We start from the raw sequence: 13,965 nt of genomic DNA on the forward strand, positions 1-13,965 counted from the left end.
ATGTCGATTACCGCCGAACGCAAAGCGGAAGTCATCAAGACGAATGCCAACAAGGCCGGCGACACCGGCTCGCCCGAGGTTCAGGTTGCGATCCTGTCGGAACGCATCAACAACCTCACCGGGCACTTCAAATCCCACGTGAAGGACAATCATTCGCGCCGGGGTCTTTTGAAAATGGTCGCCACGCGCCGTTCCCTGCTTGATTACATCAAGCGGAAGGACGAGGCGCGCTACAAGGCGCTGCTCGAAAAGCACAACATTCGTCGTTGATATCGAGAGTACGCGCGCGCCTGTTGCGCGCGTTTTCGTATGGTCTTCCGGAAGAAACCCGGACTCCGGATTTTCGGAGACGATCATGCGCAAGGGCATGATGAAACTCATGTCCAATAGACGTCCAGCAGCAATCCGGCCGCTGGGCAGGGCAAGGTGCCCGGACTACCGAGAGGATGGACGCCATCCGAAATATAAAGACCATGGCAGGATCGCCGGATGCTGATCTCGTGTTGCGATCAGTGTCTCGCAATCTTGCGCATGGTCTTTGTGTTTCAGGCGTCCGTGCTTTCGCGAAACCATGAAAGAAATCGAAATGTTCAATACGCATTCAGTCGAGATCGACTGGGGTGGACGTCCCCTCAAGCTTGAAACCGGAAAGATCGCCCGTCAGGCCGACGGCGCCGTGCTCGCGACCTATGGCGAGACCGTCGTGCTCGCCACCGTGGTGGCCGCCAAGTCACCGCGCGAAGGCGTCGACTTCCTGCCGCTGACCGTCGACTACCAGGAAAAGACCTATGCCGCGGGCCGCATTCCCGGCGGCTATTTCAAGCGCGAGGGCCGGCCGACCGAAAAGGAGACGCTGGTCTCCCGCCTGATCGACCGTCCGATCCGTCCGCTGTTCGTCGACGGCTGGCGCAATGAAACCCAGGTCATCGTCACCGTGCTGTCGCATGACATGGAGAACGATCCCGACATTCTGGCGCTGGTCGCGGCCTCCGCGGCGCTGACGATCTCCGGCGCTCCCTTCAAGGGCCCGATCGGTGCGGCCCGCGTCGGCTTTGCCAACGACGAGTATGTGCTCAACCCGACGCTCGACGAAATGCTCGAGACCCAGCTTGATCTGGTCGTCGCCGGCACCGCCGACGCCGTGCTGATGGTGGAATCGGAAGCCAAGGAACTCAACGAAGACATCATGCTCGGTGCGGTGATGTTCGGACACCGGCACTTCCAGCCGGTGATCAAGGCGATCATCGAGCTCGCCGAGAAGGCCGCCAAGGAGCCGCGCGAAGTCAAGGTCGTCGACGAGAGCGCGCTCGAGAAGGAAATGCTCGGCCTGATCGAGCAGGAGCTGCGCTCGGCCTACGCGATTCCGATCAAGCAGGACCGCTACGCGGCGGTCGGCAAGGCCAAGGAAAAGGTGATGGCTCACTACTTCCCGGAAGGGCAGGAGCCGCAATACGACAAGCTGCGCATCGCCGGCGTGTTCAAGGAACTCGAATCCAAGATCGTCCGCTGGAACATCCTCGACACCGGCAAGCGCATCGACGGCCGCGATTCCAAGACCGTGCGCAGCATCATCGCCGAAGTCGGCGTGCTGCCGCGCGCCCACGGTTCGGCGCTGTTCACCCGCGGTGAAACCCAGGCGATGGTCGTGACCACGCTCGGCACCGGCGAGGACGAGCAGTACATCGACTCGCTGTCAGGGACCTACAAGGAGCAGTTCCTGCTGCACTACAACTTCCCTCCCTACTCGGTCGGTGAAACCGGGCGCCTCGGCGGCACCAAGCGCCGCGAAATCGGCCACGGCAAGCTCGCCTGGCGCGCGATCCATCCGGTCCTGCCGCCGCACCACGAATTCCCCTACACGGTGCGCGTGGTTTCCGAGATCACCGAATCCAACGGATCGTCGTCGATGGCGTCGGTCTGCGGCGCCTCGCTGGCGCTGATGGATGCGGGCGTTCCCCTGAAGCGGCCGACCGCGGGTATCGCGATGGGCCTGATCCTGGAAGGTTCGCGTTTTGCGGTCCTGTCCGACATTCTCGGTGACGAGGATCATCTCGGCGACATGGACTTCAAGGTGGCCGGCACCGACCAGGGCATCACCTCGCTGCAGATGGACATCAAGATCGAGGGCATCACCGAGGAGATCATGAAGGTCGCACTCGGCCAGGCCAAGGATGGGCGTATCCACATCCTCGGCGAAATGTCGAAGGCGCTCACCAATGCCCGCGCCGAGCTCGGCGAATACGCGCCGCGCATCGAGACCTTCAAGATCCCGACCGACAAGATCCGTGAAGTGATCGGCACCGGCGGCAAGGTGATCCGCGAGATCGTCGAAAAGACCGGCGCCAAGGTCAACATCGAGGACGACGGCACCGTGAAGGTCGCCTCCAACGACGGCGAGGCGATGAAGGCCGCGATCAAGTGGATCAAGTCGATCGCCTCCGATCCGGAGATCGGCCAGATCTACGAAGGCACCGTGGTCAAGGTGATGGAGTTCGGCGCGTTCGTGAACTTCTTCGGCGCCAAGGACGGCCTCGTCCACATCAGCCAGCTCGCTTCGGCGCGGGTGCAGAAGACCTCCGACGTCGTCAAGGAAGGCGACAAGGTCAAGGTCAAGCTGCTCGGCTTCGACGATCGCGGCAAGACGCGGCTGTCGATGAAGGTGGTCGATCAGGCGACCGGCGAGGATCTCGAGGCCAAGCAGAAGGCGGCGGAAGCCTCGGCGCCGCGCGAAGCGGCCGGCGAGTAAGCGCCGCGACATCGAAAATCAGAAAAGGGGCGGCTGCAAAGCCGCCCTTTTTATTTGCCGCAGATGTGATCGTGCGCTCTTACGCCGCAGCGCCGAACCCATTTAAAATGAAACCGGAATGGGGCTGACTTCGCAGCTGGAAGTTGGACCCGTTACGATCGTCCGAATCGAGCCGCAGGCTCGTCACGCAGGGAGAGACTTATGTCCGCACTATCGCGCCGTCATTTTTTCAGCGCCGCCGCCGGCCTCGTTGCCGTCGCCGCGGCACCGCGTGTCGTCTTTGCCCAGGCGCCCGCCGCGGCACCTGCGGCTGCCCCGGCCGCGGCAGGTCCGTTCACGCTGCCGCCGCTCCCTTACGCCTTCAACGCGCTTGAGCCGCATATCGATGCCAAGACCATGGAAATCCACCATGGTCGGCACCATGCCGCTTACGTCAACAATCTGAACACCCTCGCCAAGACCAATGCGCAGCTCGGCACCAGCAAGGTGACGGATATTCTCGGCAATCTGAACGCCCTGAACGACGACATCAAATTCGGCGTGCGCAACAATCTCGGCGGCCATGCCAACCACACCATGTTCTGGGAAATCATGGCCCCCGGCGGCGGCAAGCCGGAGGGCGAGGTGCTGGCCGCGATCGACAAGGACCTCGGCGGCATGGAAAAATTCCAGAACGACTTTAACGCCGCCGGCGGACGCCAGTTCGGCTCCGGCTGGGTGTTCGTGACCGTTGCCAAGGACGGCAAGCTTGCGATCGAAACCCGCCCCAACCAGGACAATCCGATCATGGACGGCAAGCGCGCGCTGCTTGGCAACGACGTCTGGGAACACGCCTATTATCTCAACTATCAGAATCGCCGCGCCGATTATCTCAAGGCGTGGTGGAACACGGTGAACTGGGCCAAGGTCGCCGAGCGTTTTGCGGCGGCGAAGGCTGGTACGCTCGGCGTTTGATCGCGCGCTCCATCTTGAAAGCGAAAGGGCGGCTCGTGAGCCGCCCTTTTTTGTCAGACTAGATTCTTGCTTTGACGCGTTTTCTTGACGCGAACCGGTGTCCACTTCGCTGGAAAACGCTCTAGTGTTGCGTTTGTCCGGTGCTCAGGTGATCAGAAACGATCGAGGTTCATCACCTTGGTCCAGGCCGCCGCGAAGTCCTTGGCGAACTTCTCTTTCGAGTCCGCGCACGCGTAGACCTCGGCGAAGGCGCGAAGCTGCGAATGCGAACCGAAGATCAGGTCGACGCCGGTGGCGGTCCACTTGACCGCCTTTGTCTTCCGATCGCGGCCCTCGTATGCATCGCCCGACGGCTGCCACTCCGTGCTCATGCTGAGCAGATTGACGAAGAATTCGTTCGTCAATGTCCCCACCTTGCTGGTGAAGACGCCGTGCTTTGATCCGCCGGCATTCGCGCCGAGGACGCGCAGGCCGCCGACGAGCGCCGTCAGTTCGGGTCCCGTCAACCGCAGCAATTGCGCGCGGTCAATCAGCGCTTCCACCGGCGCCAGGAACTGATGCTTCTTGCCGTTGATATAATTGCGGAAGCCATCGGCACGCGGTTCGAGCGGAGCAAAGGAAGCGACGTCGGTTTGATCCTGCGACGCATCCATGCGCCCCGGCGTGAACGGCACCTTGACGTCGACGCCGGCGTCCTTTGCGGCTTTTTCAACCGCCGCGGAGCCGCCGAGAACGATCAGGTCGGCAAGCGAAACCTTCTTGCCGAACTCCTTCTGGATCGCCTCCAGCTTCTGCAGCACCGTGTTCAGCTCAGCAGGCTGGTTGACCTCCCAGTCCTTCTGCGGGCTGAGACGAATACGCGCGCCATTGGCGCCGCCGCGCTTGTCGGAGCCGCGGAACGTCGATGCCGACGCCCATGCGGTCGAAACGAGCTGCGACACCGACAGGCCCGAGCTGAGAATCTTGGTCTTCAGCGCGGCGATGTCCGCATCGCCGATCAGCGGATGATCCACCGCCGGGATCGGGTCCTGCCAGATCAGCGTTTCCTTCGGCACCAGCGGGCCGAGATAACGCACGATCGGACCCATGTCACGGTGCGTGAGCTTGAACCAGGCACGCGCGAACGCATCCGCGAACTGGTCCGGGTTTTCGTAGAAGCGCCGCGAAATCTTCTCGTAGGCGGGATCGAAGCGCAGCGACAGGTCGGTGGTCAGCATCATCGGCACATGCTTCTTCGACGTGTCGAAGGCGTCAGGGATCGTGGCTTCCGCGCCCTTCGCCTTCCACTGCTTGGCACCGGCCGGGCTCTTGGTCAGCTCCCATTCGTTCTCGAACAGGTTCTTGAAGAACAGATTGCTCCACTGCGTCGGCTGCTCCGTCCAGGTGACTTCCGGACCGCCGGTAATGGCATCGGCGCCGACGCCGGTACCATGCTTGCTCTTCCAGCCGAGGCCCTGATCCTCGAGAGCGCCGCTTTCCGGGTCTGACCCCACCAGCGACGGATCGCCGGCACCATGGGCCTTGCCGAAGGTGTGGCCGCCGGCAATCAGCGCAACGGTCTCTTCGTCGTTCATGGCCATGCGGAAGAACGTTTCGCGGATATCTTTCGCCGCCGCGAGCGGATCCGGGTTGCCGTTCGGGCCTTCCGGATTGACGTAGATGAGACCCATCTGCACGGCGCCGAGCGGCTCGGAGAGCTGGCGTTCACCGCTGTAGCGTTCGTCGCCCAGCCAGGTGCCTTCGGGGCCCCAGAACAGCTCTTCGGGCTCCCAGACATCGGCGCGGCCACCGGCGAAGCCGAACGTCTTGAAGCCCATCGATTCGAGCGCGACGTTGCCGGCGAGAATCATCAGGTCGGCCCACGAGATCTTGCGGCCGTATTTCTGCTTGATCGGCCACAGCAGCCGGCGCGCCTTGTCGAGGTTGGCGTTGTCAGGCCAGCTGTTCAGCGGCGCGAAGCGCTGCTGACCGGCCCCGGCGCCGCCGCGGCCGTCCGTGATGCGGTAGGTGCCGGCGCTGTGCCACGCCATGCGGATCATCAGACCGCCATAGTGACCGAAATCGGCCGGCCACCACTCCTGCGATTCCGTCATCAAAGCGTGCAGGTCCTTGACCACGGCATTGAGGTCGAGGGTCTTGAATTCCTTGGCGTAATCGAACGCCTCGCCCATCGGATCGGACAGAGTGGAATTGCGGTGGAGCAGCGAAACGTCCAGCGCGTCCGGCCACCAATCGCGGTTCGAGTGTCCGCGTTTTCCGCCCGAGAACGGGCATTTTGTTTTGTCGTCCATGATTGCCTCCTAAGGGCCGCTTCCAGTCAGATTGGAGGCACTCTAAGAGCCGCTTTCCATCAGGGGAAGTTGATTTTAATGATCGAACCGATAAGATATACTGATGATCCAGATGACGCTCAGACAGCTTCGTTATTTTGATGCGCTGGCCCGTCACGGCCATTTCGGGCGCGCGGCGGAAGCCTGCTCGATCTCGCAGCCGGCCCTGTCGATGCAAATCAAGGAAATGGAGCAAGTGCTCGGCGGCGCGCTGCTGGAACGAAGCGCGCGACAGATCACGCTGACGGAATTCGGCGAAGAGATCGTCCAGCGCGTCCGCGACATCCTGCGCTCGGTCGATGAACTCGGCGATTTCGCGCGCGCGGCACAGGACCGGCTTGCCGGCCGGCTGCGCATCGGCATGATACCGACGATCGCGCCCTATCTGTTGCCGAAAGTGATCGAGAACCTCGCGCGCATGCATCCGGAACTCGACATCCACGTGCGCGAGACGCTGACGCCGAAGCTGATCAAGGAAGTGACCGAAGGCCGGCTCGATACGGCGATCGTGGCATTGCCGGTATCGGAGCCATCGCTGACCGAGGTCGCGTGCTTTTCCGAGAATTTCCTGCTGGTGCGGCCGGGCGAGGACGAAGGAACGCCGGTGCCGAGCCACGAGACGCTGCGCGAGATGCGGTTGCTGCTGCTCGAAGAGGGACATTGTTTCCGCGACCAGGCGCTGTCGTTCTGCAACATGCAGTCGCCGCCGCGCGAGGTGCTGGACGCAAGCTCGCTGTCCACGCTCGTTCAGATGGTCGGCGCCGGCATCGGCGTCACCCTGATTCCGGAAATGGCGGTCACGGTGGAAACCCGCTCGGCACAGGTCTCGGTCGCGCGGTTCAGCAATCCGCAACCGTCGCGGACGATCGGCATGGTGTGGCGCAAGACAAGCCCGCTGGCCGCACAGCTGCAGCAAATCTCGGAAGTGGTATGCCTCGCCGCCGACGCCTTGCGCGAACAGCGCAAGGTGAAACCCGCGCCGCGGCGACAAGCCAAAGGCCCCAACCGATGACGCCGATCATCCGTCCCGCCCGTGCCGACGAATATGACGAGGTCGCCCGCGTCTGGATGAACAGCTGGGCTACGACCGGGATCGAAGCGGCCAGCGATGCTCTGCTGGAAAAACTGCGCGCGCGGGTGCCGGTGGAAGTGGCGAAGGGCTGGAGCCTCTATGTCGCCGACGATGGCGGCACGCTGGCGGCGATGCTGGCCTTGCATCTGCCGGACAATTATCTCGATCAATTGTTCGTCGCGCCCGAGTATCAGGGTAAGAGCGTCGGACGGATGCTGCTGACCTTCACGCGCGAGCATCTGCCGGATGAAATCTGGCTGCGCTGCGTGCGCGAAAACGAAAAGGCCTGGCGCTGGTATGAGCGCGAAGGATTTGTGTTCGAGAAGGAGACGGTCGAGCCGACGAACGGATTTACGATGAAATATTATCGTTGGAAAAAACCGTCAACGGCGCGACGATAATCGCGACATACACTCGCCTTGCGGAGCCGCACCGCACGCTCTAGTTTAGCTTCTTCACTCATGGTGTGCCTGCGCTGAATTTCATGGTCCGATCGTTAGCCGCTGCAATTCTTCTGTCATGCTTTTCGACGTCCGCGTGGACCCAGGGCCAACCCACGCCACCAGCGGCAAGGACGGAGTCGACAAGACCGATCACCAAATCTGCTATCCGGAAGCCAGCCGCGCGTAGCGAATCGGCCGACAAACCAGCCTCCGCCCACAGCAGCCCATGCGGGCTCGGTGTCGTCGTATCCGTTGGCGACGAATTCATGGTGAAGTCGATCGGCCTGACCGCGTTCCAGAGTAAAGAGACGGTAGTGCCGATCGAAAGTTGGGGTCTCAACGATCTCGTGTTTGCGCGGGTCCGCGCTGCGGCTCCTTCCGGGGTTACGGTGCTCAGAATTCCCTACACCAAGTCCGCATTTCCGCCGCGGGAGAGGCCTAGGACGCTGTTTCATGATGAGAAGGCGGAATTGGTCGAACTCATGCGGCAGGTCACCAATGGCACGAATTGCCAACGATATGTCCTAGTGAGCAAATCAATCAGCAAGTTCAATGACCTCAACTTGACCGTCCGCGGTATTGGCATCGTCGACCACGACGTGCCGTTCAGACATCGTACCTATCTCTTTGCACTCAGCTACATCCGCGTATTTGACGGACGCGATTTCTCGATCATCACACACGGTTCGGCGCTTACCCACATGGATCCGCTGGTGAAGCGAATGCTCCTCGGTACACTTATTTTAGGCCCATATAGTGAACTGGCCGAAGCGTCGTTTCCCCGCCATCCCGAGCAATCTGCCCACAATCTTGCGCTGCGCGAGTACGCTCGTAACTTGCTGACAACCAGCCTCGACAAGACACTTCCGATCATGCTGAGGCAACCCACAAAGGAGACTTCACGATGATGCAGCTTTATTGGTCGCCCCGCTCGCGTTCGTTTTCCTCGCTGTGGCTGTTCGAAGAGACCGGGCAACCCTATGAACGCGTGCTGACGGACATCTCGACCGGCGCACAGCGTAAGCTCGAATATCTGGCGATCAATCCGATGGGCAAGGTACCGGCGCTCCGGGATGGCGAGGCCACGCTTGCCGAAGCCGCCGCGATCGCGGCCTATGTCGCCGAGCGCTATCCGGAAGCGAGGCTGGCGCCGCCGCTCGGAGATCCGCTGCGCGCAAAGTATCTCTACTGGCTGTTCTTCAGCCCCGGTTGTATCGAGCCTGCGATCGTGCAGCTCGCGACCAAGATCGAGATGAATCCGGTCGCGGCCGGCTGGGGCGATTCGCAACGCGTGATCGACGTGCTCGACAACGCGCTGGAGAAAGGTCCGTGGATCCTCGGCGACAATTTTTCCGCAGCCGACATCATCATTGGCTCCGGGCTGAATTTCGCCGTGCGGCTGTTCAAGATGGTGCCGTCGCGGCCGTCGTTCGACGCCTATATCGATCGGTGCGCGGCGCGGCCCGCGTTCCAGCGCGCGGAAAAGATCGCGGCGGGGTAGATCGTAGGGTGGGCAAAGGCGCGCCTTCGCGCCGTGCCCACCACCTCTCGATAAATCCGTACCTTGAATGGTGGGCACGCGGAGCCTGTCATCGGGCGCGCATTCGCGCTACCCGGTGGCTTTGCCCACCCTACGCACCCGCGCTTGGGTGTCACGCATCCATGCGCTTGAACACCAGCGTCGCGTTGGTGCCGCCGAAACCGAACGAATTCGACAGCACGGTACCGAGCTTGGCGTTGTCGATGCGCTTGCGCACGATCGGCATGTCGGCAAACACCGGGTCGAGCTCGGTGATGTTGGCGCTCTCGCACACGAAACCGTTGTTCATCATCAGCAGCGAATAGATCGCTTCCTGGACGCCGGTGGCGCCGAGCGAATGCCCGGTCAGCGCCTTGGTCGCCGAGATCGGCGGGCATTTTTCGCCGGTGCCGAACACCTTGCGGATCGCCTCGATTTCCGGCGGATCGCCGGCGGGCGTCGAGGTGGCGTGCGGATTGATGTAGTCGATCGGCGTCTTCACGGTCTCCATCGCCATCCGCATGCAGCGCTCGGCGCCTTCGCCCGACGGTGCCACCATGTCGTAGCCGTCAGACGTCGCGCCATAGCCGACCACTTCGGCGTAGATGCGCGCGCCGCGCGCCTTGGCATGCTCAAGTTCTTCCAGCACCACCACGCCGGCGCCGCCCGCAATGACGAAGCCGTCGCGGCTGACGTCATAGGGACGCGACGCGGTGGCGGGCGTGTCGTTGTATTTCGAGGACATCGCGCCCATGGCGTCGAACAACACCGACAGCGACCAGTCGAGTTCCTCGCAGCCGCCGGCGAAGATCACATCCTGCTTGCCAATCTGGATCGTCTCATAGGCATTGCCGATGCAATGGTTGGAAGTCGCGCAGGCCGACGAGATCGAATAGTTCACGCCCTTGATCTTGAACCAGGTCGCCAGCGTGGCTGAGGCGGTCGACGACATCGCCTTCGGCACCGCGAACGGCCCCACGCGTTTGGGACCCTTGGTCCTGGTGATGTCGGCCGCTTCGACGATGGTGCGCGCGGACGGTCCGCCGGAGCCCATGATGATGCCGGTGCGGACGTCGGAAACTTCGGTCGGGCCGAGACCGGAATCCTGGATCGCCTGTTCCATCGCGATGTGATTCCACGCCGCGCCCTCGCCGAGAAAGCGCATCGCGCGCCGGTCGATGACATCGGCGGGATTGAGGGACGGAGCGCCCTGCACCTGCGAGCGGAAGCCGAGTTCGGCGTATTTTTCCGCGCGCGTGATCCCCGATTTCGCCTCATGAAGGCTCGCAAGCACTTCCTGGGTGTTATTTCCGATGGATGAGACGATGCCCATCCCCGTGATGACAACCCGCCTCATGATCGCCTCGTCCTGTCGTTTGCGTTTTGTGTGATGGCCGCCGTCAAACCGAATGCCGCCTGATTGGAGAGCGGGTAACTTACGCTCCCGGCAATGCGGCACCCTGCTTTAACAGCCCCACCCTCAGATCCTTCGCGCGATAGATAATCTCGCCGTCGGCCGAAAGCCAGCCGTCGGCGATACCCAGCCAGAGCTTTAAACGCATCACGCGCTTGATATCGACGTTGTACACAATCTTGCGGACGTTCGGCATCACTTGACCGGAGAACTTCAGTTCGCCGAGGCCCAACGCCCGGCCGCGGCCCTCGCCGCCGGTCCAGCCGAGATAAAAGCCGACCATCTGCCACAGCGCGTCGAGGCCGAGACAGCCCGGCATCACCGGATCGCCTTTGAAATGGCAGCCGAAGAACCAGAGATCCGGGTTCACGTCGAGTTCGGCGCGAACGATGCCCTTGCCGTATTCCCCGCCGGTTTCGGAAATTTCGGTGATGCGATCGAACATCAGCATCGGCGGCAGCGGCAATTGCGCATTTCCCGGGCCGAATAGCTCGCCACGGCCGCACGCCAGCAAATCCTCGTATTCGTAACCGCCGCGGCGATCCAGCATCTTTTCAGCCTCTCTAAAATATCCCGCAAAAGTACCCTGCTCGCGCTTTCGAGCGAAACGGACCGATTTCCCGCAGAAGAATGCCGGTTTTCCGCTAATTGGCGCTACTTCGGGAGCTTTCGGCAAATGTCCCTGCCGAATATGCATATGTGGTCCGCGCGCTCTGTAACATAGGCTTGGCGGGCGGCAAAACACTGGATACGGGCTAAAAACACCATGTCCCATCGTAGGTTCCGCCTTAACCTTGGGATCGTTCTAGTTGCGAAAAACTTGCATCTAAAGGATTTCCTTTTATATTGGGCAAGAATATTGCCCAAGTTTGTCAGCGTGGTACCGAAGTGGAAATGAACGACCAGGTCTCGACCGTGAACGACGACGCCATTGATCCGGCCGCCCATGCCGCCGGCCATCAACCGGCGTTGACCGGCTGTCCCTGGCACGACGTCAACGAAATGCTGCAAGCTGCCGGCCTGCGCCCGACCCGCCAGCGCATGGCGCTCGGCTGGCTGCTGTTCGGCAAGGGCGCGCGGCATCTGACCGCTGAAATGCTGTACGAGGAAGCGACGCTGGCCAAGGTGCCGGTCTCGCTCGCCACCGTCTACAACACGCTCAACCAGCTCACCGATGCCGGCCTGCTGCGCCAGGTCAGCGTTGACGGCACCAAGACCTATTTCGACACCAACGTGACGGCGCATCACCACTTCTATCTCGAGAACAACCACGAGCTGGTCGACATTCCCGATCCGCATCTGGTGCTGTCGCGGATGCCCGACGTGCCGGAAGGCTACGAAATCGCCCGCGTCGACATGGTCGTGCGGCTGCGCAAGAAGCGCTGAGTCTCGTCGCCCCTGCGAACGCAGGGGCCCATAACCACAAATGTTTGTTGTTTGGCGAAGGCGTCGGCCGTTCGTGGCCAACGCAAAGCCGCGGCGTATGGGTCCCGGCCTTCGCCGGGACGACGCAAGAGTTATTGCTCGTCGCGCCTAACTCAATCCACCTTCTCGTCGGCGTAGACGCCCCACAGCCGCTGCTGTTCGATCCAGCCATCAAACCCGTTACCGATCACGCGGCACCAGCCGGCAGCACATTTCTTGACCTGGGCGACGACGCCGGCCTGCAGGCGCGCGGCGACCGCGCTGGACGGATCGGCGCGATCGTAGAGCGGCGCGAGTTCGTCCTTGGTCTTCATGGTGACGACGGCGGTGCGGCGGCCCGACAGCAGGGAGTGATAGACCCAGCCTTCGGCGCCTTCGGAATCGCGCACCCGGCGCCAGTTCTCGAATTCGGCGGTGATTTCGACCGGCAAGCCGGAGCGGGTGTAGACCCAGGCGACGTCATTGTCCTTGGTCGGACCGGCCCTGACATTCACATGATCGGATTTGAGGCTGACATAACGCGGCACCGGGAGGCCGCTGGTGGTGGAGCCTGCTTCCTTGGCTGAAAAACCTGTGCTGACCGACGCGCCCAGCATGCACCCTGCCAGCACCGCCATCGAACAGAAACGCCCCAACGCCATCAACTCGTCTCCTGCCGAGAACCTTTCAACTCGAATTCTTCGAGTTGAAACAATCCACTCAACGCCTGAAACCCAAGACCCTTAAACCTAGGTCCCCCTGTGCCCGCCTTGGTCGCAACTCGGATTGTCGTTCCCGAGGGGTTCTTGTCTTGGCCCGGCCTTCTGCTAGAGAGGACGGAACGCTTGAGAACCAGAACGCCCGAATTTCCCTGATTACCTTGACCCTTCCCTTGGCAACCCCGAGATAAGGATCGGGGAACCCGAGGAAGCGCTAAGGAAACCTAAGGAAACGACCAGGTAGCCGTTCGAACCGCGCAGCGAATGCAGTGTCGAACAACCAGGTTAATGAGGCCTCAACGGCGAAGCTTCTGACTCGTCAAAGGTTGGGCGAGCCATTGCCTCATGAGAGCAGGACATGTCGGTTAAGAAAAAGCCTCTCGTCGTCGTCACCCGCAAACTCCCGGACTCGATCGAGACCCGGATGCGCGAACTGTTCGATGCGCGGTTAAATCTCGACGATACGCCGATGACGCCGGAACAGATCGCCGAGGCGGTCCGTACCGCCGACGTGCTGGTGCCGACCGTGACCGACCTGGTCAACGAGGAAATTCTCAAGCAGCCCGACTGCAAGCTGCGGATGATCGCCAATTTCGGCAATGGCGTCGACAATATCGACGTCACGGCGGCGCATGCGCGCGGCATCACCGTGACCAACACGCCGAAAGTTTTGACCGAAGACACCGCCGACATGACCATGGCGTTGATTCTCGCGGTGCCGCGGCGGCTGATCGAGGGCGCCTCGATTCTCACCGACGGCAAGAACTGGCCGGGCTGGTCGCCGACCTGGATGCTCGGTCATCGCATCGGCGGCAAACGCCTCGGCATTATCGGCATGGGCCGCATCGGCCAGGCGGTGGCGCGCCGGGCGCGCGCCTTCGGCCTGCAGATCCACTATCACAACCGCCGTCCCGTCGCGCCCGTGATCGCCGACGAATTGGGCGCGACCTATTGGGAAAGCCTCGACCAGATGCTGGCGCGGATGGACATCATCTCGGTGAACTGTCCGCACACCCCGGCGACGTTCCACCTGCTGTCGGCGCGGCGCTTAAAACTGATCCGGAAAGAGGCCTATATCGTCAACACCGCGCGCGGCGAGGTGATCGACGAGGACACGCTGATCAAGCTGATCGAAAGTGGCGAGATCGGCGGCGCCGGGCTCGACGTCTACGAGCATGAGCCCGCCGTCAATCCAAAACTGGTTCGGCTGGCCAAGGCTGGCAAGGTCACGCTGCTGCCGCATATGGGCTCGGCCACGATCGAAGGCCGTGTCGAGATGGGCGAGAAGGTGATCATCAATATCCGGACCTTCCTCGACAACCACAAGCCGCCGGACCGCGTGCTGCCCAGCATGCTGTGAGGCG

13 protein-coding genes are annotated in these 13,965 nt (G+C 61.9%); 9 read left to right on the forward strand and 4 right to left on the reverse strand.

The features are described 5' to 3' along the window. The 3 genes from rpsO to JQ567_RS18490 all read left to right on the forward strand — a co-directional run bounded on the left by rpsO (position 1) and on the right by JQ567_RS18490 (position 3,700). A complete protein-coding gene (gene rpsO, locus JQ567_RS18480) occupies positions 1 to 270 on the forward strand; it encodes a 30S ribosomal protein S15 (RefSeq protein ID WP_074272228.1) in 270 nt (89 codons plus the stop codon). A gap of 316 nt (positions 271 to 586) precedes the next feature. Next, entirely contained in the window at positions 587 to 2,746 is a 2,160-nt protein-coding gene (pnp, locus tag JQ567_RS18485; RefSeq protein WP_212440154.1) for a polyribonucleotide nucleotidyltransferase, read from the forward strand. Between the two features lie 201 nt (positions 2,747 to 2,947). Beyond that, positions 2,948 to 3,700, forward strand: coding sequence for a superoxide dismutase (locus JQ567_RS18490; RefSeq protein ID WP_212440155.1), 753 nt, complete (start codon positions 2,948 to 2,950; stop codon positions 3,698 to 3,700). 152 nt (positions 3,701 to 3,852) lie between these two features. Here JQ567_RS18490 and katG read toward each other — a convergent pair whose 3' ends face one another. After that, positions 3,853 to 5,991 carry a catalase/peroxidase HPI gene (gene katG, locus JQ567_RS18495; RefSeq protein WP_212440156.1) on the reverse strand — a complete coding sequence of 713 codons (2,139 nt, stop codon included), beginning with the start codon at positions 5,989 to 5,991 and terminating at the stop codon, positions 3,853 to 3,855. 103 nt (positions 5,992 to 6,094) lie between these two features. On the opposite strand from katG, the gene JQ567_RS18500 reads away from it, so the two are divergent. The 4 genes from JQ567_RS18500 to JQ567_RS18515 all read left to right on the forward strand — a co-directional run bounded on the left by JQ567_RS18500 (position 6,095) and on the right by JQ567_RS18515 (position 9,046). Next, a complete protein-coding gene (locus tag JQ567_RS18500; protein WP_212440157.1) occupies positions 6,095 to 7,042 on the forward strand; it encodes a LysR substrate-binding domain-containing protein in 948 nt (315 codons plus the stop codon). Further along, complete coding sequence (locus JQ567_RS18505) at positions 7,039 to 7,503, forward strand: GNAT family N-acetyltransferase (protein ID WP_212440158.1); 465 nt, start codon at positions 7,039 to 7,041, stop codon at positions 7,501 to 7,503. The genes JQ567_RS18500 and JQ567_RS18505 overlap by 4 nt, the downstream gene beginning before the upstream one ends. A gap of 308 nt (positions 7,504 to 7,811) precedes the next feature. Beyond that, a complete protein-coding gene (locus tag JQ567_RS18510; protein ID WP_212440159.1) occupies positions 7,812 to 8,453 on the forward strand; it encodes a hypothetical protein in 642 nt (213 codons plus the stop codon). Further along, a complete protein-coding gene (locus JQ567_RS18515) occupies positions 8,450 to 9,046 on the forward strand; it encodes a glutathione S-transferase family protein (protein ID WP_212440160.1) in 597 nt (198 codons plus the stop codon). The genes JQ567_RS18510 and JQ567_RS18515 overlap by 4 nt, the downstream gene beginning before the upstream one ends. A 151-nt stretch (positions 9,047 to 9,197) precedes the next feature. Here JQ567_RS18515 and fabB read toward each other — a convergent pair whose 3' ends face one another. Both fabB and fabA read right to left on the reverse strand, forming a co-directional pair. Beyond that, positions 9,198 to 10,421, reverse strand: a complete 1,224-nt coding sequence (gene fabB, locus JQ567_RS18520; protein WP_212440161.1) for a beta-ketoacyl-ACP synthase I — start codon at positions 10,419 to 10,421, stop codon at positions 9,198 to 9,200. 79 nt (positions 10,422 to 10,500) lie between these two features. Next, on the reverse strand, positions 10,501 to 11,028 hold the full coding sequence (fabA, locus tag JQ567_RS18525) for a 3-hydroxyacyl-[acyl-carrier-protein] dehydratase FabA (RefSeq protein WP_192736260.1): 528 nt from the start codon (positions 11,026 to 11,028) through the stop codon (positions 10,501 to 10,503). A gap of 344 nt (positions 11,029 to 11,372) precedes the next feature. On the opposite strand from fabA, the gene irrA reads away from it, so the two are divergent. Further along, the gene (irrA, locus tag JQ567_RS18530) at positions 11,373 to 11,864 is read left to right on the forward strand and encodes an iron response transcriptional regulator IrrA (protein ID WP_283816520.1); all 492 of its coding nucleotides are present in this window, start codon (positions 11,373 to 11,375) and stop codon (positions 11,862 to 11,864) included. Positions 11,865 to 12,016: 152 nt separating this feature from the next. Here the strand turns inward: irrA and JQ567_RS18535 are convergent, their stop codons facing one another. Beyond that, a complete protein-coding gene (locus JQ567_RS18535) occupies positions 12,017 to 12,544 on the reverse strand; it encodes an SH3 domain-containing protein (RefSeq protein WP_192736259.1) in 528 nt (175 codons plus the stop codon). Between the two features lie 415 nt (positions 12,545 to 12,959). Here JQ567_RS18535 and JQ567_RS18540 point away from each other — a divergent pair, with 415 nt between their 5' ends. Next, complete coding sequence (locus tag JQ567_RS18540; RefSeq protein ID WP_212440162.1) at positions 12,960 to 13,961, forward strand: D-glycerate dehydrogenase; 1,002 nt, start codon at positions 12,960 to 12,962, stop codon at positions 13,959 to 13,961. Positions 13,962 to 13,965 lie beyond the last annotated feature (4 nt).

It is taken from the genome of Bradyrhizobium sp. AUGA SZCCT0431 (assembly GCF_018131065.1).
In the GTDB taxonomy this organism is placed as follows: Bacteria; Pseudomonadota; Alphaproteobacteria; order Rhizobiales; family Xanthobacteraceae; genus Bradyrhizobium.

What these genes read in the sequence shown, in the direction of transcription:
- rpsO (WP_074272228.1), top strand. Translation starts at nt 1, where the DNA reads ATGTCGATTACCGCCGAACGCAAAGCGGAAGTCATCAAGACGAATGCC.
- pnp (WP_212440154.1), top strand. Translation starts at nt 587, where the DNA reads ATGTTCAATACGCATTCAGTCGAGATCGACTGGGGTGGACGTCCCCTC.
- JQ567_RS18490 (WP_212440155.1), top strand. Translation starts at nt 2,948, where the DNA reads ATGTCCGCACTATCGCGCCGTCATTTTTTCAGCGCCGCCGCCGGCCTC.
- katG (WP_212440156.1), bottom strand. Translation starts at nt 5,991, where the DNA reads ATGGACGACAAAACAAAATGCCCGTTCTCGGGCGGAAAACGCGGACAC.
- JQ567_RS18500 (WP_212440157.1), top strand. Translation starts at nt 6,095, where the DNA reads ATGATCCAGATGACGCTCAGACAGCTTCGTTATTTTGATGCGCTGGCC.
- JQ567_RS18505 (WP_212440158.1), top strand. Translation starts at nt 7,039, where the DNA reads ATGACGCCGATCATCCGTCCCGCCCGTGCCGACGAATATGACGAGGTC.
- JQ567_RS18510 (WP_212440159.1), top strand. Translation starts at nt 7,812, where the DNA reads ATGGTGAAGTCGATCGGCCTGACCGCGTTCCAGAGTAAAGAGACGGTA.
- JQ567_RS18515 (WP_212440160.1), top strand. Translation starts at nt 8,450, where the DNA reads ATGATGCAGCTTTATTGGTCGCCCCGCTCGCGTTCGTTTTCCTCGCTG.
- fabB (WP_212440161.1), bottom strand. Translation starts at nt 10,421, where the DNA reads ATGAGGCGGGTTGTCATCACGGGGATGGGCATCGTCTCATCCATCGGA.
- fabA (WP_192736260.1), bottom strand. Translation starts at nt 11,028, where the DNA reads ATGCTGGATCGCCGCGGCGGTTACGAATACGAGGATTTGCTGGCGTGC.
- irrA (WP_283816520.1), top strand. Translation starts at nt 11,373, where the DNA reads ATGAACGACCAGGTCTCGACCGTGAACGACGACGCCATTGATCCGGCC.
- JQ567_RS18535 (WP_192736259.1), bottom strand. Translation starts at nt 12,544, where the DNA reads ATGGCGTTGGGGCGTTTCTGTTCGATGGCGGTGCTGGCAGGGTGCATG.
- JQ567_RS18540 (WP_212440162.1), top strand. Translation starts at nt 12,960, where the DNA reads ATGTCGGTTAAGAAAAAGCCTCTCGTCGTCGTCACCCGCAAACTCCCG.